20 protein-coding genes, 1 tRNA gene and 1 other RNA gene are annotated in these 19,900 nt (G+C 43.7%); 9 read left to right on the top strand and 13 right to left on the bottom strand.

Features of this window, described 5'->3' with window-relative positions; genetic code table 11:
* Nucleotides 1-49: 49 nt before the first annotated feature.
* Complete coding sequence (gene tesB, locus CSW98_RS00110; protein ID WP_100798421.1) at nt 50-925, bottom strand: acyl-CoA thioesterase II; 876 nt, start codon at nt 923-925, stop codon at nt 50-52.
* A gap of 153 nt (nt 926-1,078) precedes the next feature.
* Between tesB and CSW98_RS00105 the strand changes: the two genes are divergently transcribed.
* The gene (locus tag CSW98_RS00105; protein ID WP_100798420.1) at nt 1,079-1,738 is read left to right on the top strand and encodes a YbaY family lipoprotein; all 660 of its coding nucleotides are present in this window, start codon (nt 1,079-1,081) and stop codon (nt 1,736-1,738) included.
* Between the two features lie 44 nt (nt 1,739-1,782).
* Here the strand turns inward: CSW98_RS00105 and CSW98_RS00100 are convergent, their stop codons facing one another.
* Nucleotides 1,783-2,085: an MGMT family protein gene (locus CSW98_RS00100; RefSeq protein ID WP_100798419.1), complete on the bottom strand. Its 303-nt coding sequence runs from the start codon at nt 2,083-2,085 to the stop codon at nt 1,783-1,785.
* A 57-nt stretch (nt 2,086-2,142) separates the two neighbouring features.
* Between CSW98_RS00100 and CSW98_RS00095 the strand changes: the two genes are divergently transcribed.
* The 3 genes from CSW98_RS00095 (at nt 2,143) to CSW98_RS00085 (ending at nt 3,680) form a co-directional block, all read left to right on the top strand.
* Nucleotides 2,143-2,883 carry a VP0952 family biofilm-associated protein gene (locus CSW98_RS00095; protein WP_100798418.1) on the top strand — a complete coding sequence of 247 codons (741 nt, stop codon included), beginning with the start codon at nt 2,143-2,145 and terminating at the stop codon, nt 2,881-2,883.
* A gap of 132 nt (nt 2,884-3,015) precedes the next feature.
* Nucleotides 3,016-3,112, top strand: an RNA gene (gene ffs / locus CSW98_RS00090) — signal recognition particle sRNA small type.
* Between the two features lie 112 nt (nt 3,113-3,224).
* Complete coding sequence (locus CSW98_RS00085) at nt 3,225-3,680, top strand: TnsA endonuclease N-terminal domain-containing protein (RefSeq protein WP_232733450.1); 456 nt, start codon at nt 3,225-3,227, stop codon at nt 3,678-3,680.
* Here the strand turns inward: CSW98_RS00085 and CSW98_RS00080 are convergent.
* Nucleotides 3,658-4,974, bottom strand: a complete 1,317-nt coding sequence (locus CSW98_RS00080; protein ID WP_100798417.1) for an FAD-dependent oxidoreductase — start codon at nt 4,972-4,974, stop codon at nt 3,658-3,660. The two genes, CSW98_RS00085 and CSW98_RS00080, sit on opposite strands and share 23 nt — an antisense overlap.
* Nucleotides 4,975-5,457: 483 nt before the next feature.
* Here CSW98_RS00080 and CSW98_RS00075 point away from each other — a divergent pair, with 483 nt between their 5' ends.
* Complete coding sequence (locus CSW98_RS00075; protein ID WP_100798416.1) at nt 5,458-6,105, top strand: peroxiredoxin; 648 nt, start codon at nt 5,458-5,460, stop codon at nt 6,103-6,105.
* Between the two features lie 264 nt (nt 6,106-6,369).
* Complete coding sequence (locus tag CSW98_RS00070; RefSeq protein WP_100798415.1) at nt 6,370-6,951, top strand: methyltransferase family protein; 582 nt, start codon at nt 6,370-6,372, stop codon at nt 6,949-6,951.
* Nucleotides 6,952-7,113: 162 nt separating this feature from the next.
* On the opposite strand, the gene CSW98_RS00065 is transcribed toward CSW98_RS00070, so the two are convergent.
* Nucleotides 7,114-7,356 (bottom strand): hypothetical protein, encoded by a 243-nt coding sequence (locus CSW98_RS00065; protein ID WP_157810298.1) that lies wholly within the window; start codon nt 7,354-7,356, stop codon nt 7,114-7,116.
* Between the two features lie 405 nt (nt 7,357-7,761).
* On the opposite strand from CSW98_RS00065, the gene modA reads away from it, so the two are divergent.
* Nucleotides 7,762-8,508 (top strand): molybdate ABC transporter substrate-binding protein, encoded by a 747-nt coding sequence (modA, locus tag CSW98_RS00060; protein WP_100798413.1) that lies wholly within the window; start codon nt 7,762-7,764, stop codon nt 8,506-8,508.
* Between the two features lie 56 nt (nt 8,509-8,564).
* Here the strand turns inward: modA and CSW98_RS00055 are convergent, their stop codons facing one another.
* The 6 genes from CSW98_RS00055 to CSW98_RS00030 all read right to left on the bottom strand — a co-directional run bounded on the left by CSW98_RS00055 (nt 8,565) and on the right by CSW98_RS00030 (nt 13,204).
* Nucleotides 8,565-8,852 (bottom strand): ssr3402 family protein, encoded by a 288-nt coding sequence (locus CSW98_RS00055; protein ID WP_157810297.1) that lies wholly within the window; start codon nt 8,850-8,852, stop codon nt 8,565-8,567.
* A gap of 19 nt (nt 8,853-8,871) precedes the next feature.
* A complete protein-coding gene (locus tag CSW98_RS00050) occupies nt 8,872-9,462 on the bottom strand; it encodes a hypothetical protein (RefSeq protein WP_100798411.1) in 591 nt (196 codons plus the stop codon).
* A gap of 54 nt (nt 9,463-9,516) precedes the next feature.
* On the bottom strand, nt 9,517-10,056 hold the full coding sequence (locus CSW98_RS00045) for a hypothetical protein (RefSeq protein WP_157810296.1): 540 nt from the start codon (nt 10,054-10,056) through the stop codon (nt 9,517-9,519).
* A 30-nt stretch (nt 10,057-10,086) separates the two neighbouring features.
* Complete coding sequence (locus CSW98_RS00040) at nt 10,087-12,372, bottom strand: CHAT domain-containing protein (protein WP_157810295.1); 2,286 nt, start codon at nt 12,370-12,372, stop codon at nt 10,087-10,089.
* A gap of 159 nt (nt 12,373-12,531) precedes the next feature.
* A complete protein-coding gene (locus CSW98_RS00035; protein WP_100798408.1) occupies nt 12,532-12,882 on the bottom strand; it encodes a hypothetical protein in 351 nt (116 codons plus the stop codon).
* A gap of 31 nt (nt 12,883-12,913) precedes the next feature.
* Nucleotides 12,914-13,204, bottom strand: a complete 291-nt coding sequence (locus tag CSW98_RS00030) for a hypothetical protein (RefSeq protein ID WP_100798407.1) — start codon at nt 13,202-13,204, stop codon at nt 12,914-12,916.
* A gap of 161 nt (nt 13,205-13,365) precedes the next feature.
* Here CSW98_RS00030 and CSW98_RS00025 point away from each other — a divergent pair, with 161 nt between their 5' ends.
* Nucleotides 13,366-14,670: an L-cysteine desulfidase family protein gene (locus CSW98_RS00025; RefSeq protein ID WP_100798406.1), complete on the top strand. Its 1,305-nt coding sequence runs from the start codon at nt 13,366-13,368 to the stop codon at nt 14,668-14,670.
* 54 nt (nt 14,671-14,724) lie between these two features.
* Here the strand turns inward: CSW98_RS00025 and CSW98_RS00020 are convergent, their stop codons facing one another.
* The 3 genes from CSW98_RS00020 to CSW98_RS00010 form a co-directional block, all read right to left on the bottom strand.
* On the bottom strand, nt 14,725-15,183 hold the full coding sequence (locus CSW98_RS00020; RefSeq protein WP_100798405.1) for an Lrp/AsnC family transcriptional regulator: 459 nt from the start codon (nt 15,181-15,183) through the stop codon (nt 14,725-14,727).
* A 115-nt stretch (nt 15,184-15,298) separates the two neighbouring features.
* Entirely contained in the window at nt 15,299-18,412 is a 3,114-nt protein-coding gene (gene vexH, locus CSW98_RS00015) for a vibriobactin export RND transporter permease subunit VexH (RefSeq protein WP_100798404.1), read from the bottom strand.
* The gene (locus CSW98_RS00010) at nt 18,412-19,440 is read right to left on the bottom strand and encodes an efflux RND transporter periplasmic adaptor subunit (protein WP_100798403.1); all 1,029 of its coding nucleotides are present in this window, start codon (nt 19,438-19,440) and stop codon (nt 18,412-18,414) included. Before CSW98_RS00010 ends, vexH begins: the two co-directional genes overlap by 1 nt.
* A 345-nt stretch (nt 19,441-19,785) precedes the next feature.
* Between CSW98_RS00010 and CSW98_RS00005 the strand changes: the two genes are divergently transcribed.
* A tRNA-Tyr gene (locus CSW98_RS00005) sits at nt 19,786-19,870 on the top strand.
* Nucleotides 19,871-19,900 lie beyond the last annotated feature (30 nt).

The following is a 19,900-nucleotide window of genomic DNA, read 5'->3' as shown; positions in this document are numbered from 1 at the left end:
CGTAAAATCCGGATTATCTAAAAAGGTAATCCGGATTTATTTATCTCATTTATTCTTTATCTGTGGGTTCAGTAAAGCGCATCACCCCTTCCTGAACAGCAGAAGCCACCAGATTACCCTGCCGGTCATATATTTCACCACGAACCAGTCCCCGGGTGTTGCTTGCTGTCGGGCTTTCAATCGCATACAACAGCCAGTCATCCATTTTGAACGGGCGGTGAAACCACATGGAATGGTCTATTGTGGCAACCTGGAGGTTTGGCGTGAGCATGGTTACTCCATGCGGATGAAGCGCCGTCGGTAAAAATCCCCAGTCAGAGGCATAGGCCAGCAGGTACTGATGAATCAGCAAATTGTCCGGCATATCACCATTTGTTTTAATCCACAGGTACTGCTTCGGCTCTTCTTTGGCGGGTTTCAGCGGATTGATGACTTTTACCGGACGCACCTCAATAGGCTTATCTCCCAGAAACATCTGCTTAATGTTCTCCGGCAAATAATCCGCCACCATATTGGCCAGATCCGTTTCCGAAGCATACTGCTCGGGGCCGGCAACATCCGGCATGGTATTCTGATGCTCAAATCCTGTCGCTTCACCATGATAAGAAGCCGTCAGAAAGAAAATTGGTCTGCCATTCTGAATGGCCTTAACCCGGCGGGTACTGAAACTTTTCCCATCCCGCAGATTTTCAACATCATAAATAATCGGCTTTTGCGGATCGCCCGGATACAAAAAATAGCTATGAAACGAATGAACCATTCTGTCACTTTCAACCGTGTATCTGGCTGCAGAGAGTGCCTGACCAACGACCTGGCCACCATAAACCTGGGGTAACCCTAAATGTTCACTCTGACCACGAAACAGCCCTTGTTCCAGTTTTTCCAACTGTAATAATGCCAAAAGCGACTCTAATGATTGACTCATTTATTATCTCCGTAAATTTGCCGTCAGACTTCTGTAAAGAAGTTACCTTGCTAAAGATTTAACTGCAAGACAAACATATAATCCGATCGAGTTAATTATTCGAGGCAATCTTCTGCCTTAATATATGCCCCAACAAATAACAGGAAAAATATTATGGAAAAGTTATTAATTCTAGTCAGTTCAGTATTTTTGGTATTGCTCGTCGGCTGCCAGTCAGAAGAAAAAGTAATAGCAGGGTCAACTGATATGGCAGGTGAAGTTCAAGTTGTTCAGGACACGGCAACCGTCGTTACGGATACTCTGGTCTCTCAGGATGCAACAGAAACTGCAGCGACTGACACCGCTAATGTCATTGTGCAGGAAGATGTTGCAGAACAGGCAGAAGCGACTATTGAAGAACAGGTACAGGACATAACGGAACAACCCGTTATTGCTGAAAGCGAAGTAGTACAGGAAACAGAAGCAACGGATCAGGCGGCCATCCTTGATGTAATTAAAGGTAATATCTCTGCAGATGCTCAGGAACCACTTCCTGAAGGTGCGATTGTCACCGTAACTCTGGAAGATGTATCAACCGCTGACGTTCCTGCTGAAGTTGTATCCCAGCAGACTTTTTTGGCCGAGGGCGAAATGATGCCTATCGATTTTGAGTTAAACTTTGACACAAATAAAATCGAAGAAACACATCAATATAGTGTTCGGGTAGGTGTAGAAGTTGATGGAAAGCTTAAATTAACAACCGATAAAATATATCCGGTTATTACCGATGTGAATAATACCAAACAGATTAATCTGTCTCTGGTTGGCGCTTAATTATTTTCAGATCACTCCAGTTATAAAAACAAATACAGGTGGCACTATATAAGCCACCTGTATTGTTTTAGTGCAATCTTTCCCGTTTCAGAAACGTGAATACCTTCCTGAACAAGTTTCTCCTTCTGGCGGATCATTGCACCACCGGACTGAGATATCTCTCCCTTGCTATTAATTACCCGATGCCAGGGAAGTGTTGTCTCCTCAGGAAGCTGGCTTAAAGCCTTACCAACTTGCCTTGCGTAGCCGGGGAAACCGCTCATGCGAGCGACATCACCATATGTTGTCACTTTTCCGATTGGAATTTGGTGAATTACGCTAAAGATTTGTGCCAAAAATTGTTCCATACTGTCTGTACCCTGTCAGGTATGTGTTCACCTGAAAATGATTGTAAAGGAGTGACTATGGTTATACGCATTATCCAGTTTATGATGACACTCTTACTGACCATAGTATGTACCAGAACCGTCAGTGTCAGCGACGGTAATATTCCCCTTATCGCCCTTATCATTCCGGTACTATGGATCCTGCCTAAAAATGGTATCGCCGGAGGTCTGCTCCTTATTGCTATGAGCATATACGGTTTACTGCTTCCGGTTCAACCAGCAACACTTTCTCTCAGCACATGGATAATTTTTCCGGCATTGGTGGTCGCCTTCTCAAAATACAGCAGCACATTCGTGCGTGTCACGTTGGGTCTGTGTGTTTTATCGATGGAGGCCGGTATAATGATAACCCAGTTAAATGGCCGTCTGGGAGGGCATGCGCTGGCAACGCTGCTGCAACTTCTCTGTGTTTCTCTGATCTGGTACGCCTCTGCCAACTGGAAAAGTTCCTCCCGGCACAGTTGGTGGCTGCTGGCTTTTATCCCGGTATTGTGGCTAGCAGGATGGCCGGAAGCCGCACTGGTCGCACTTTCGGTTACCGGTATTTTCGCGGCTTCCCAAACGATGCAACATATTGATTCTGGACTGTGGAAAAAGCTCCTGATATGGACCCTACCCACAGTAAGTTTTGCCGCTCTGCTGATGTTCCCGGATGTAGACGTACCACCACAAATACTGGTGGCCTGGCTGTTTATTCTGGGTAGTGCCTGGGCTGCAGATTATGTCCTGAGCTCTCAGGAAGAAGAAATGGACGATTGAAAGAGTAAGAATTAAGCACTTAAATGCAAATTCCGGGAATTGCGTACCCATCCCCTTGCAATGGGGAAAGGGATAGCTCATAATCCTTCGCACTCTCCGGGTAACAAACCTGAGAAGCAAAATCTATGGAGGCCCTGGTCCTCCCGCAACAATACCCCGTTTACCTGGTCAGGTCCGGAAGGAAGCAGCCAAGGCGGGTGACTTGTGTGCCGGGATGTGGCTGGGGCTTCCACCCTTTTTGTCGCTGAAATCATATCCTATCCCCCAAAAAAACCATAAGATACCCTTTTAGGGTTCTAAACTTAATTTGGTTGTTTTATTACAACGTTAAGGGACAAGTTATGTACGTTCGCAATCTCCGTAAACCATCCGCAACAAAAAATGTGTACAAGTTTGCGAGTTCTAAAAATCAAAGTGTCATTTTGTGTGAAAGTTCTTTAGAACGAGATTGTTGTTACCATCTCGAATACTCTAAGGACGTTATTTCATTCCAATCACAACCCGAAGGTTTCTATTACTCTTCAGGTAACAAGCGTTGTCCTTACACTCCTGATTTTCTCGTCCGAAACCAAGATGGTTCGGAATATTACCTTGAAGTTAAACCTATAGCTAAAATCTTTTTTGAAGATTTCAAACGTTCCTTCGCTCTAAAGCGTATTGCAGCACAGCACCAAGGAAAACCATTGGTATTAGTCACGGATCGATTTAGTCTCAAAAAAACATACCTTCTAAAAAGCCAAGTCGCAGATACAAACTGGGTTAACACACCTAGACTTAAACCGGTGTATATCCTTTAAGCATCACATCATAAACCGGACGCAGCAAAGTTGCTTCAAAACGCCAGGCAAGTGCGCTTTCACTCAATGGATCAACAACTTCAAACGGTAAAGCCGTTACTGGTTGTAAATCATAATTGAACTCCCAAAGCATGGCATGACCAACATCGACAATCATGGGACATGAAGTATAACCATCCCATTTCGCGGTGAGTTCCTTACCGCTAATAATACTGCACAGGTTTTCTGCCACTACTGGTAACTGTGATTTCACTGATGCTGCCGTTTTTCCTATCGGAGTGCCGACACAGTCACCCAATCCAAACACATTCGGATAACGTTTATGCTGCATGGTGAAGTTGTCAACGTCGATATAGCCAATAAACTCCTGAGTATCCGCCAGCTCTGACTGACGAATAACTTGTGGCGCACTCATAGGAGGAACAACATGAATAAAGTCCCATTCAACTTTGTTAGTCGAACCATCTTGTTGCGAGAAATAAGCTGTCTTGGTACTGCTGTCTATCCCGGTCATGATCTGCAAATAATTGGGATTAATCTGACGACGCTGCCAAATCTCTTTTAATTTGCTATCGAATGCTTTAACAGCAAACAATTTATTCTCAGCGGTATAATAGTTAAATTCAATCTCGTTCCTGCGCTCACTTTGAGAAGCAAAATACTCTACAAGATTGGTGACTTTCATAGGAGCTCCGGCACATTTCATTGCACCGAAAGGACGAGTAAAGACAGCCTGCCCATTACCAGGATTTTGAACAAATTGCTGAGCCTGATCATAACTGGCCAACCCGGCTTCGGGACTGAAATAAATACTTGTAATACCGTCTTTACCAATTAAAGCGGTATCCATCCCCTCAATCAGGTCATAACGAAGCTCAAGACCGGTGGATACAATCAGATAATCGTAAGCAACTTTTTCTCCGCTATCGGTAATAACGACATTAGCATCAGGTTGAAATGCCACCACCGTTTGTTTTATCCACTCAATATCGCTGTCGGTATAACGATCCAACGGCGCAATCACATCGCTTTTGGTATCGTAGGTCCCAGCAAGCAGTAAAGTTTGTCCAGGCTGATACCAATGAAAGTCTCGCGGCTCAATCACTGTGATATGTGCACCATTAAGCTTGCGCAATAGCATGTTAGAGATACCAATGCCGCCCGCTCCCCCCCCGACGATGACAATTTTGGCTTTAGTATCAATTTTACTGATCTCAGTATATCCAATCCCAACTGCCCCAAGGGCACCTACAGCCAGGCCGGATTTCAATAATGTTCTACGTGTTATAAACATAAACTGCTCCCTTCTCGATAAAATCTAAAGACTTATCAGACGAAGAATTGTTTAATTTTTTGTTCTTCTCTAATTAGAGTAACAACGAAAGTTGATAATTATTAGCTTATGACAATTATTTTTACGCAGACGTTAATTTCGCAGATTGACCGCAATTTCGCCATATATCCCGCTAATTTTTTGACGAAAATTTGCCCCCACGCACAAATTGTTATCTCAGTTATCATTATTAAAAATAATAGTATAGTGATTCTCTTTTAATTTTCATATGCCACAAATAATTACCTATTCTAGTAAGAGTAACGAGCCTGCTTTGACATACGTTGTTGACATCAACTCGCGGCAGATAAGCAGTAAATAAAAGGTTTCTTCTATTGAATTAATTGGTTTTCTCAATTTTTTTAATTCAAAGAATATCGGTAACATTCAAATATTAGCTAACCCTAATGCAACAAAATCTAATTTAGAGAGAAGGATCAAATTATGACTGAACAAACAACTGTCGTTGCAATGCCACTTTTAAATGAGGCGGCTCCGGCTTTTACGGCTAAAACAACTCACGGCACACTTAGTCTTAAAGATTACAAAGGGAAATGGTTAGTTCTTTTCTCGCATCCAGCAGATTTTACTCCTGTATGTACAACTGAATTTATGGCTTTTGCGAAAGCAAGTCAGGATTTTAACGCACTCAATTGTGAATTAATGGGTCTGTCAATCGATGGTGTTCACGCTCACATAGCTTGGGTTCGCAGCATTAAAGATAACTTTGGTGTTGAAATCAACTTCCCAATTATTGCCGACCTGAACATGAAAGTAGCAAGCGCCTATGGCATGGTTCAGCCAGGAGCAAGTGACACATCTGCTGTTCGTGCAACATTTGTCATCGATCCTGAAGGCGTGCTGCGTGCAATGCTTTATTATCCAATGAGCAACGGTCGTTCAGTAGCTGAAATCCTGCGCTTGGTTAAAGCATTACAAACAACAGATACCAACGCATGCGCAACTCCTGAAAGCTGGACACCTGGTGACGAAGTCATTGTTCCACCTCCAGCAACCACTCAAGAAGCAGATGTACGTCAAGATCAAGGCTATAACTACGTTGACTGGTACTTCAGCAAAAAAAACCTTTAATCAGAGAAGATTGAAACGTTGGATATCTATGCGGGTGTTATCAGCACCCGCATTATTATAAAAAGAAAAGCAGCACCACTTCTCGGGAAGACGAGTATGAAAGAATATGGACAAAAGCTGTCATCGGTGACAAATGGTGAATAGATTAGGGAGAGCAAATCACGCTCCTGAAACAATTAGCTTGTCAAGTATTTTATATGGCGCATAGTGAACATGGCTTTGTTCAAGGCTACCCACTATTTGTAATATTGAGGCATAAGCATCATGGACAACGTTTTTTACCTAGTAAAGCTTTTCTCCGTTCTATGGATTTTTCTGTTAGTACTTCTTCTTTTATTTGGACAACCTACGGAAAATGACCGTGAAACTAAAGATAAGAGCACTTATTTTATTGCTATAACATTGAGTCCCTTTCTGGTAACTATTCAATATTTAACAGGTAATTTTGAATACAGTACTATCACACTTTATCAATTCGGATTTCCATATTTAAATTACGTGGGTTTTCTGGTTATTGTTCTTGGCTTGGTCGTGCATGCTTCTGGAATGTGGGCGCTAAGATCAGAATGGACAGTTTATATAAAAATTACAGATAAATCGAAGTTGGTTCAGCGTGGTATTTTCAAAATGATCCGACATCCGATTTATTGCGGGTTAATTTTAGAATTGACCGGATTCTGTATTGCGTTATCAAACTGGATTTCATTTATCGTAATACTTTGTCCAAACCTTGTGAGTATCCTTTATCGGATGAAGTCAGAAGAAAATGCACTTATTAATAGGTTTGGGAATGAATACTTGAAGTACATGGCTACAACAAAGCGATTTATACCATTTATTGTATAATTGCATAACCATGCACGCATAAGTTTGAATGCAAGAATACTGCTTCTTCAAGAAGATGAGAGGTTTCGCCAGCATCAAGGGACAACCACGACCCGTCAAGAAGAAGGCCAACAGAAAATAAGCCTATCGGCCTTCCGTTCAGGCAAAGGGTGAGTGCCCTTTTTAGTAGTCATACCTCTCTTTCTCTCTTTGGTGAGATCGAACCCATTGGCTACATAGGTTTTCGAATTGTTCGTCACTATCCGCATAGAGTAGAGTACCGCTAAAGCCACCACCCGCACAAATTTGCCGCCCCAGACACTCTTTGAGTTCTTCACCTTCTAAATAAATATAGCCGGTATCAGCATCTAGCCAAAATGAGAATTCTTCACCAGTATGGTATGTTCTAATCGTCATTGTAGCCATAATAAACTCCCTAGCTTTAACCATGGAAACGTTTTGACAATAAAGATTCATGTGTCTTTACCATATATCACTCAAAGTATAGACGATGAGATTCACCTCGTCCCAACGGCTCCGTAGGAATGCTTATCGAACTTAAATTAACCACTTTATATCAGTAGAATTGGTAGCTGATATGCAATAACACCTGTATTCAACAACCATCATAAATGCCTTACGAACCCACCTTGTCGGAAAACAGACATTTCACTCTTTAGATCAAACAAACGTTGCTTATTTCTTCACAAGAACATACACAGCAATAAAATATCCATTTGAAATATAAGTGTTTTATTTTTATAACCATTTCCCAGCTTTGGTCTCCTATATGCATATAGTCTATAAGCAGCACAGAAAAGAGGGCTAAAAATGTATCGATATTTTTTACTGTTAAGTATTGTCTTTGTGACACTACGAGCACAAGCCGAATCAATTTCTGTTGCCGTTGCCGGAGGTTTTAAACCAGCAATGGAACAGATTAAACTGGAATTTGAAAAACAAAATGACACAACACTGCTTGTTTCCTATGCATCAGTCGGCAGTTTGTTTGCTCAAATTACTCAGAATGCACCGTTTGACGTATTTATCAGTGCAGATATCAACAGTCCGGAAAAACTGGAAGAGTTAGGAATTGGTGTCAAAGGAACAAGATTCTCCTACTGTGAAAGTACTCTTGTATTATGGTCTCCTCAATCAAACCTCGTCGACCAAGACGGAGATATTCTCCAAAAACAAACGTTTTCACATATTGCAATTGCTAATCCCAAGGTAGGTGTCCATGGCCGTTCAGCCATTGAAGTGTTTAAGAATCTGGGGTTGTATTCTTCGATTAAATCTATGGTAGTAGAGGGTAAAAATATGCTCCAGACAACACAGTATGTCGATTCCGGTGTTGCTGAATTAGGCGTCATAAGCTGGTCGATGATCTACCGTAAAGGACAGCCGGTAAAAGGTTCCTATTGGATTATTCCATCGAATTTATATAGCCCGGTAATACAGCAGGCTCAGTTACTTCAAAGAGGTAAAAATAATTCTTACGCTATAAAGTTATTGGCATTTTTAAGATCCCCTGAAGGAAAAAAAATCATGGAAAATTATGGTTATAAAACATTTTGAGCAAAATAGAAAATCTTATTTTTAACCGCAATTGAGTTGGGTAAATTTAAGCTGAATCAATAATCTATCTCACATGTTGCTCCCTGATATTTTAGGGGTGCTTCCGGGCCGACCCATCCCTTCGGCCTTATTATCGCTTCGCGCTCAAAAATAACCTTGCAGCCTTTCCGGTAAAAAATAGTGTAATGTTCAAAGTCTATCAGCTCTAATGTTTCCAGAACTAACTCGTGATTTTTTATAAACCCGATAAGAGCATCTAAATCTCTCTCATTTTGAGCTCGTGGAGGAAGTGCTGCATAACATAAATTGCAGAAACAGATTAAAAATAAAACGCCTTTTTTCATTAAGTTCTCCGATTTAAATTCAATAACCATTTGCACGCATCAAAGCACTCTTCCCTGATGTCAGCTCTTCAACATCATAAGAGAACGATCGAATAAGATCGGACATCAATGGCTGAATTCTTTCGACATCAGAAACAGGAATTGAAGTTGTGATTACAAAGAAAAAACCATCAGCAATCAGACCATAAAATGCATTAACCGTTGGTGTACCTTCAAAATCACTCGCTGTATAGACCGTTTCATAACCTGTTTTGCCACCGATCTGGTACTCTCCGACCCTGACTAATACCGAGTCATGGTCATGAGTCATCATTAAATGAGCCATATCATTCATGTATGAAACCAGGCTCTCTTCCGGTAAAACCGGGTTGGGTGGGTAGATCAGTGCAAATGCTGGTGAATCTTCTTTTCTTGGGGCAATTTCTATACTTAGGTCACTCGGATCCCAAGACTCAAGAAACGTCCAGTCAGCCGGGAATGTGGCTGAAACACCAATCATAAAAGACTGAGTCTGCAAAGAATCATTGGCAAAAACTGAATGATTTAATCCAAAAATGCTTAAACACAGAACCACCTTCGTAATTATCTTTTTAATGTTCGCTGCTAACATTGCGCCTCCTGTTTTCTTTGCTCCAGCTTGATAACTAAATATTCCTATACAATTTTACCACTGCCAGTCCGGTTTAAATACCAGCATATCCTCTTCTGACAAAGCACCTGTCTCAGCGTATTTTCCGGATGATTCAGTCCCGCTGGCCGATTGCCATATCAGCCGAATCGGTTGTGGCTCCGAGCAGGAACAGCAATCATCCGTCAAATGGTCAAACCGGATAATATCCGGCATATCTTGCTCAAGGTTCGGTACAACAAACGGGATCGCCCAGCTCTCAATAGTTGCCAGACGTATCCAGTAGCCGGAAGTTTTATTCATCAGAAAATGAAATGTACAAGCATGGTTGCTGCAAAAAGCCTTTTGCACCGCAATCAAATCCATCTTTCTATCCCTATTCAGATCAACTTCCGACACCAAAAGCTCTGCCGGAAAAACTCCGACGGCATTCAAAAAATCATCGCCAAGAGTATTGGCGATAATATCTTGCTGATCTGAACGAGGATGCACAAACTCAGGCTGGAAACTTAAGTCATCAGCCCAAACCGGGAGATCCATAAGCAACATAAAACAAAGCAAATATATTTTAGTCATTCATTATATGTCCGATACAGATTCATCCGATTACTGCGATGCTCCGGTCAGCTGAAAAGCAGCCCACCTTGATGGGTGAGGATATTTTTTACGGGTTTTCAACTGCGCCAGTTGTAATGCATCAACCTTATTATGCTTTTTAAGATACCCATAGAAGGACTGCATAAAATAAGCTGTTGGCTCATCTTCGACTGACCAGAGACTGGAAAGAATGGTATCCGCCCCTGCATAGAGAAATCCCCGGTTCAAACCAACAACATCATCACCGCTGACAACATCACCAAGCCCGGTTTCACAAGCCGACAGAGTCACAAGATTTGCGTTAAGTCTTATTCCGTAGATTTCAGCAACAGTCAGTTTTCCATCATTTTGTTGATCAGCAGCCAAAAGCAAGCTCGAATCCAGTGGATTAACCGGGTCAAAAACCCCATGACTGGCAAAATGGAACATCCCATAATTTTTGGTACCATTTTTTAACGCCGTTTCAGTGGCCTGATTTCTTAACCGAATATCGGATCCAGACCAGAGTTTTGCAATCGCCTGAGCTTCCTTTTCAGCTCCGGGAAGATCCGTGGCCGGGTTATGCAAATCAGGGTTACCCAGAATCATCATCTGAGCTGATGTTTGAGTATGTTTGCCGATATAGCGCATAACCGAAGCACTTGGCACTAAGCGGATACGTGCTTTATCGGCCATAAATTTCTTCCCATCAAACAGTGAAGCAAACGGAAGATAGTGCATGGCTCCGTGGGGCACAATAACCAGGTTTTTATTATAAAGTCGCCGGCCAAAAGGACGGATCAATTGCCGGTAAAGAGCCATTGACGGTTTTTTCCAGCCATTATCCAACGCAGTTAGTTTCTTACGGTAATCACGAATGTTTCCGGCTAAATTTTTACCATCCAGCGGATACACTTTCAGCTGTTGGTTTTCAAGCACAAAAGCAAACAGATCATCGCCTGCAATATAGTACTCAACCAAGACTTCATCTTTTTCCAGTAGCTCTCCAGCCTGAGCACGAGACAAGGTATCAACACTGATCAATGAAGCCAGTTCAGGATAATTGGTCTCTAACCGCTCCTTTGGTACACGGGACAAGCTTCGTATATTTTCTTCCGGATTCGGCTTGATACTCATCGGAACCCGAGATTCGACTTGTTGTAACTGCGCCAGATACTGACGTGCTTCAGGAGAGTCACTAAAGTTGATGTCTTCTCTCCCTGCCAGCAGGTCAACCAGAGCCCTTGCTTTGGCTCTCTCCACATAAGAAAATGCCTCATCGGTATTACCGGCTTCAAGAAGAGTTTTAACCATCAGCTCATAAACCTGCTGCTTACTTCGTGCAAAACCCATTTTTCCCATTTCGCTGTTAAAATCCATGCGCTGAGATTCAATCACATCAACCGACTTTTTCAGCATTTCCATCATCAGCTCATGGTTACCCAACCCCTGATAAATTCTGGCGTAGTCATACCAATACATCCAATGCAGATTAAAATCTTTAGAAATGGAAGTATAAGATTCAAGAGCCTTAAAATGTTCCAGAGCTTTCTCATACCGCCGAGCTTCCAAATCGGCTCGTCCCATAAAATAGAGACTGGTATCAAAAGCCAGATCTGCTTCTTTTTCTGCTTCTTTCAGCTTTTTCTCCCCATAAGCATCTATCGCAAGACTTAACCCGAATGTTGTCACTGCATCCGCGATTTTTTCAAATTTATCCCAATTTGTAGGCTCATCCGGCGGAAGCTTTTCAGCAAACTCAGCCGCCTTTTCATAATCCTCCAGAGCAAGGTAAGACTGAGACAGGGTTTTTCTGGTTTTTTGCCGCAATCCTCTGTTCTGCTCATTCAGCCATGGCATCGACTGCTCAACAAAAGAAAGGGCTTTAGCCTCAGCAACCGCATCACCACGTTTGTGTGCTGTAACCGCTTTAAGTGCATACAACTCTATTTCAACCGTTCTAATCAGGCTTCCATAAACCCAGTCTTCACGCATATTCTTTTCTTCAAGCAGAGCAAGACCTTCATCAATCGTTTTATCCACATATGCATTATTACCAAAACCGTTATAAGTCAACGCCATGGATTCATGACCGTTGACAACAAGAAAATGTATTTTGGCATCGGGGCTGTTTCTGAAACGACGGATAAGCGTTTCTGTACAGTCAATAAAACTACTGATCTTTCCACTGGTAGCATACATAGAGCACAACCACGACAGATCCTCTGCATTCAATGTTTCAAATGAGGCTTTCCCACCGACGCTTTCTATATATTCGCTCTGTGTACCATTTTTCATTGCATTCACACCTCTCATATCAACACACCCTGAGAGAAATGGAAGGAAAAATAGCAGCAGTAAAATTAAATAACGCATAAAAATCCCTTTATTAACAATTACGATTCGGAGTAGATACTATTCCAGAATTACCAATTTATCAGTATAAGTGATGAACTCAAAAATGTTGGTATATTTTCACTGTCTAGACTCACACGCATAAACAGGGCCTTTATCTTTGTCGACATACATTATATCCCGGGGAATTCTATAGATTGAGACATCCCGAATCTTTTTATCAGATCGCAATTTATTGGCTTTTATTTTCGCTTCTTTGCTAGTCAGACAGTGGTATTTTACCAGCATGCCAATGTCTTTATTAACGCCAATAACCCCATACATCTGCTCCCTTCTCGGAGATGTGATTATTTTAGTTAATGGTAAAATAACATCACCACCACTTAAAGTAGTTACAGAGTCATCAGCAGCAACGACATTAAAAGCCAGAACTAACAGCAACCCGGTACCGGAAATAATTCTTTTATACATAATCATTATCGTTTAAATATAAGAAATCGTATCAATCTGGTTCATCTATTTCTTCATAGGGCGTAAATTTAATACCATACCCAAAAGGATTATCTCCCGGTGATTCTGATGGCTCAGTTTGATATATCTGAACTTCCCCTGAAACCTGAAAACCGATCTGTTTACCAATAGCTATACAGACATCCACTGACTGTTTTTCATTTAAGGCCCATATATTCATCGACATAATTGCCATCCCTTTCGGACATTCAAAGCCATCGGTCAGCTCCCCAACCTCACCATCAGCTAATACCGTGAAATGGCTATAAGGTGTTGTTTCCATTCTAATCTCTCTTATTACATTAACGTTATATTAGTATATCTCTCCATAAAGAGAAATTATTTCTCCTGACAGACACTATTAAAGAAAACAAAGCAAAAACTTTCCCCATGATAATGCATATATTTACCGTAACTGATATTAGCAGTAACCAGGACATACCGATGAAAAAGCACATGTGGGATAATTTAATAAAATTGATTAAACAGGAAGTCGTACCAGCTCTGGGCTGTACCGAGCCGGTTTCGGTGGCGCTGGCTGCCGCAATTGCGACTGGGAAATTATCTGGCCAGCCAACCCATATTGCTGCTTATGTTTCTCCAAACCTGATGAAAAACGGTATGGGAGTAGGCGTACCAGGAACAGAAATGGTCGGACTGCCTGTTGCAGCAGCTATAGGTGCCATTGCCGGTAATCCAAATGCCGGATTAGAAGTACTGAAAGATATTACCAAAGATGATGTTGTTCAGGCGAGAATCTTGCTGGATTCCGGTTCTGTATCGGTTCAGGTTGCAGATGTCAGCCATATTCTTTATGCCAAAGTGGTGGTCAGTGACGGAACCAACCATATTGCGGTAACGATCGCAGATCATCATACACAAGTCGTTTCTATTGAAGAAAATGGTATTACCACATTTATCAGTCAACCATCAGTCAACCGCTTTTCTCCGGCAGAGACACACCTGACGGCCGATGATTCTCTGTTTGAACAACTGACAGCAGAAGAAATTTACCAGTTTGCTCTGCATATCCCGGTAGAGAAGATCGATTTTATTGAACAGGCCAAAGACCTGAATGACGCTCTTTCACGTGAAGGACTATCTGGCCGCTATGGTCTGAAAGTCGGGGCAACTTTTTTACGCAATGTCGAACGCGGATTGCTGTGTGGAGGTCTACTGACTGAGGTACTGATCCGAACATCAGCTGCCTCTGATGCACGTATGGACGGTGCCATGAAACCGGCCATGAGTAATTCAGGTTCCGGCAATCAAGGGATCACAGCGACCATGCCGGTAGTTGTCGCGGCTGACTATCTGAAAGCCGACCGGGAGCAAACTCTCCGGGCACTGATCCTTTCACATCTGATGGCTATCTATATCAAAAAACAACAGAACAAGCTTTCGGCTTTATGTGGAGCAACGACTGCGGCTATGGGCTCTGCTGCAGGGATCACTTATCTTCTGGGTGGCAGTTATCAGCAAATCAGCCATGCCATCAGCAGTATGATCGGTGATATCGCCGGGATCATCTGTGACGGAGCCAAAGCAGCATGCGCGATGAAAGTTTCTTCTTCCGCCGGAGCAGCTGTAAAAGCAGCATTAATGGCCATTGATGGGGTCTATGTCACTGGTCGTGAAGGTATCGTTGCTGATGATGTTGATACCTCTATCCGCAATTTGTCGGCACTGGCGAACGGAGCCATGACCCAAACCGACCGTCAAATCCTAGAGATTATGGTGAGTAAATAACTTGCAGACCGATTGTACCGAAGCCATCTCACTATTTAGCGCTTCAGTATACAGTTAGATCGGTAGAGCCGTAGTATATTTCAGTGACTCCATCGCAAAGGTGGAGGTCACATTGGAGATCCCGTCAATGCTGTTCACCAACTTCTTGTAAAACTCATCAAACCGCTTCATATCCTCCGCCTGCACTTTCATCATGTAATCGTACTCACCTGCCATCCGGTAAAACTCCATCACCTCAGGAAAGTCAGAGACAGTATCGGCAAAACGACTATACCACTCATGGGAGTGATCGCTGGTTTTAACCAGAACGAATGCTGTAAACAGCAGCCCCAGTTTTTCCGGGTTCAGCAGAGCAACCCGTTTGCTGATCACCCCCTCATCTTCAAGGCGTTTTAACCGTTTCCAGCACGGTGTTGTCGTCAGGTTAACCTGCTCAGCCAGATCGTTCAGAGAAAGCGTGCAGTCATACTGCAGCAGAGAAAGCAATTTCTTATCCGTTTTATCGAGTTTCATAACAAAGCCAGTAGAGAAAATCTTCCTTATATCATTCCATATATGAGGAAAAATAGCTCGCTTTAATAAAAAAAGAGGAAGAGTTCTGTCGTCAGCCCCCTTCCCCCAGACATTGTTATGGATGACTTATTCTGCCCTTCACGTCTCCGGCCAGCTCTTTATTCAGCAGCGCTTCGACATGCCCCGGTGCCGATGTTTTCTCTGACAATAACCGGTACATAGCAGGAATAACAAACAGGGTGACCAGTGTGGCAAACGCCATTCCGAAGAAGATCACCGTTCCCACTGCGACCCGGCTTTCATAACCCGCTCCTGTAGACAGGATCAGTGGAATGGCACCGGCAAGAGTCGTAAATGCGGTCATCAGAATAGGTCTCAGACGTCGGGCAGAAGCATCGATGATCGCTTTCTCAAATACGACACCTTTATCACGCAGTTGGTTGGCAAACTCCACAATCAGAATACCATTCTTGGTCACCATCCCAATCAGCATGATCATGCCAATCTGGCTATAGACATTCAGCCCCTGCTGCATCAGATACAACCCCATAAAGCCGCCAAAAACACCCATTGGCACAGTAAACATCACCACCAGCGGATTGATAAAGCTCTCAAACTGAGCGGCCAGAACCAGATACGCCACCAGCAGAGCCAGAGCAAACACTATCGCAACACTGGACTGGTTTTCCTTAAAATCTTTCGACTCCCCGGAATAACTGACAGAAATATCGGCCGGAAGTTTTTCTATTGCAACAGCGTCTAAATAATCCAAAGCATCACTGAGTGTGTACCCTGCCGACAGGTTGGCTGAGAGGGTAATCGATTTCTGTTTATTATTATGCGCAAGCCGGTGTGCGGAAGCCACTTCTTCAATACGGGTGACTGAATCCAGTGTTACCAGTTCTCCGGATTTGGTCCGCATATAGATCTGACTCAGATCTGCCGCATTGTTAAAGTTATTCTCATCTCCCCGCAGATAAACATCGTACTCTTCGCCCCGCTCAACAAAGGTGGTAACACTTTTACCACCTAACATAATCTCCAGCGTATCAGAAATATCCGCCACTGAAATTCCTAACTCAGATGCTCTGGCTTTATCAATCGTTACCATCAGTTCCGGGGTTTTCTCTGAGTAGTTGGTTTCAGCCCCTTCCATCATTGGACTGGCTTCCGCCTCCCGTTTTAGTAACTCTGCCCATTGCTGAAGTTCCGGGTAATCCGACCCTCCTAAAACAAATTGTACCGGTTCACTGGAGCCACCACGAAATCCGGGCATACGAGGGAAAATACGCACATCAGGGATATCTCCCAACGCCTTTCTGATTACGCCCAGAGCCTGTTGTATGGTCGCTTTTCGTACATCCCAGTCCTCCAGAATCATGATCACAAAACCGGTCTGATCACCAGCACTGCCACCAAATGCCGGAGACTGGATACTGAACGATTTGAGCACACCTTTTCCCAGCAGAGGCATCAGCCGGTCTTCCACCAGCTCCATATTCGTTGCCATGCGGTTATAACTGGTAGCATCGGCAGCACGAACAAATGCAAACAACAGTCCCCTGTCTTCCTGTGGCGTGAGCTGACTCGGTACCAGTTGCATCACACCGTAACTGCCGGCAATACAAGCCAAAATGACTAACGGAGCGACCAACCTTACCCGCATCGCTTTTCCCAGAGCAGAGCGGTAAGCATGCTCCAGTCGGGTAAACATTCTCTCAAGACCACGGTTAAAGCGGTTCTGCCGTGCTTTCTCTTTTAGCAGATAACTGCCCAACACGGGTGTCAGAGTCAATGCAATCAAAGAAGAGAAGATCACTGCCATAGCAAGCAAGACTGAAAATTCCGTAAACAACAGTCCGACCATTCCATCCATAAAGGAGATCGGAAGGAACACCATAACCAGCACTAATGTGGTAGCAATAACGGCAAATCCGACTTCTCTGGCACCTTTATAGGCTGCCAGTAACGGTTTTTCTCCCTGTTCGATATGGTGGAAAATATTTTCCACCACCACAATGGCATCATCGACCACCAGTCCGATGGATAAAATTAACGCCATCAACGTGATAAGGTTGATGGAAAAACCGAAGAAATAGGCAGAAATAAACGCTGAAATCAGTGATACCGGAACGGTCACTGCCGGAATCAGTGTCGCTCGGACCTGACCGATAAAGATATACAACACCAGAATCACGAGAGCACCGGTGATAAACAGCGTGCTATAGACCTCACTGATGGAACGATCAATAAAGATCGTAGAATCATAATCTATAGCCAGGCGGGTACCCTGCGGCAAGAATTGCTGTACTTTTTCCACTTCATTGCGCACCAGTTGTGCCACTTCCAGCGGGTTAGCATCCGACTGCGGCACTATCCCCATGCTAACATTTACTATCCCGTCACTTTTGAAAGTTGAATCTTCATTCTCTGCTCCGAGAAAGACATCCGCGACATCTTTAAGATAGATTTGCTCACCGTCAGAGGTTCTTCTGATCACCAGATACTGGAAATCGTGCTCGGTACGATATGAGCGGGCTGTTCTCACCGACATCACAATCGCATCATTGCGTACTTCTCCTCCGGGACTTTCCAGATTTTCAGCATTAAGTGCGGAAGAGATATCCGCCGTTGTAACTCCCCGTCCGGCCATCAGTTCCGGTTTCAGGCGCACATACATTACCTTATATAATCCACCGGAGATATCGACTGAGCTGACACCAGTGAGCAGACTGAATCGGTCAACCAGTACCCGCTCTATGTAATCCGTTAACTGGGTTCTGTCCATCTCAGCAGAACTCAGATTGATATACAAAGAGGCTTCACCGCTACCGTTATTCTTATACACAATAGGTTCATCCGCCTCATCCGGCAGACTGCGGCGGGCTCTGGCCACAGCATCCCGGACATCACTGACCCCGGAGTCCAAATCGTAGCCTAGGTCAAACGTCACCTTAATCCGGGACATTCCGTTTCGGGTCGTCGAGGTTATCTCATCAATACCGCTAATACCGGAAAGCTGATCTTCAATCACACTGGTGATCTGACTTTCGATAATACTGGCAGAAGCACCGTCATAGCGGGTCGAGACAGACACAACCGGACTTTCGATATCCGGCATCTCCCGCACCGCCAGTTTACTAAAAGAAACCAGACCAAACACACACAGCAGCATACTGAGTACTATCGCAGCGATCGGCCGCTTTACTGACGCATCTGACAGCCACATTAGTTTGTTCCCTCAATAGCTTCCTTAACCGTCACACCGTCACGCATATTTACTGTTCCTTGAACGACAATGCGGTCACCGATATTCACGCCTTTTTCAACCACAACTTCATTACCCACACGAGCGCCAAGGAAAACCTGTACCCGTCTGGCTTTATGATCTTTATCTACGACATAAACAAATCGCTTCGTTCCAGAATACTCCAGTGCCTGAGCAGGAATAATAGGGGCAGTAATAGGCTGGAAACCGATAATCGCCGACATCAGCATCCCCGGTTTCAGACGTTCATCTTTATTGGGGAAATGGATCCGTACCCTGAGGTTAAGCGTGTCGCTGTTCACCCTGGAATCAATACTGACCAATTCACCATGGAAAATTTCCTCTGGCCAGGCACTGGTTGTGGCCGTCACCGCCATCCCTTTTCTCAGCATAGAAAGATAACGCTCAGGTACATTCAAATCCAGCTGCATCAACATAAGGTTATCCAGTGACATCAGGCTTTCACCACTGCTGACCATTTTACCCAGACTAAAGTCGATCAACCCGATAGTACCGGTAAACGGCGCACTGATATTCAGATCGTCAAGATTAGCATTCTGCGCATCCAGCCGAGCCTGCGCCATGTCCACAGAGGCCTGCTGAGCATCTACTTCTGTGCTGGTAATCGCCCCCTTCTGAGCCAGACGGCTGTATTCTTTCAGCTTTCTCTGCTCATCTCTCAAGTAGGCTTTGGCCTCTGCCACCGCCGCCCTGACTTTATCATCTTCAAGTTCAAGCAATACATCACCCGTTTTAACGCTCTGATTCTCTGTTACCCGGATCCCCTTTACCTTTCCGGATACTTCAGAAGAAATGGTGACCGACTCCTGAGCGGCCAGTTTACCAACCAGCGAAAGAGACTGAGAAATAGAATGCTGCGCCACTGGCTTCGTCACCACACTGATAGCAGCCGCCTGAGCTGTGGCGGGTATTCCCGTCGTTGCTACTGCAAAGAAAAAAGCCACTGCATATAATGATTTAATATTCATAAGAGATACTTCTTAAAAACTATGGTTGGTATTGAGAGTATTCAACCAGTTTATAACCTTTAACGTAAAGAAATGTAAAGGGTCACAAAAAACAGAAATGGCCGAAAATCAGACCATTCCGATGCATGGAAAGGGACAGGCATTCGGAGGCAAAACTAAGTATTTGAATACTTTCTGCCATCTTTGCCCAAAAAGACAGCATTTGATTCAAATTTATAAGAAATCGCTTTACAGCAAAATGCAGTTTGCTATTATGCGCTCCGAACTTGAGAACAGTGTTGGGAAAACTATTCTTAAGGATACTCCGGTTCTGATTGTGTCGAAACCTGTTGTATCAAATACCCTGGAGGGGTTCCCGAGTGGCCAAAGGGAGCAGACTGTAAATCTGCCGGCTCCGCCTTCGATGGTTCGAATCCGTCCCCCTCCACCATTTTTACTTGATTGCTTGCGTTGGGAAAAC

This window comes from Vibrio sp. HA2012, from assembly GCF_002812955.1.
In the GTDB taxonomy this organism is placed as follows: Bacteria; Pseudomonadota; Gammaproteobacteria; order Enterobacterales; family Vibrionaceae; genus Vibrio.
The sequence above is the reverse complement of the archived record's forward strand: the minus strand, read 5'-3'. Positions and strand labels throughout refer to the sequence as shown.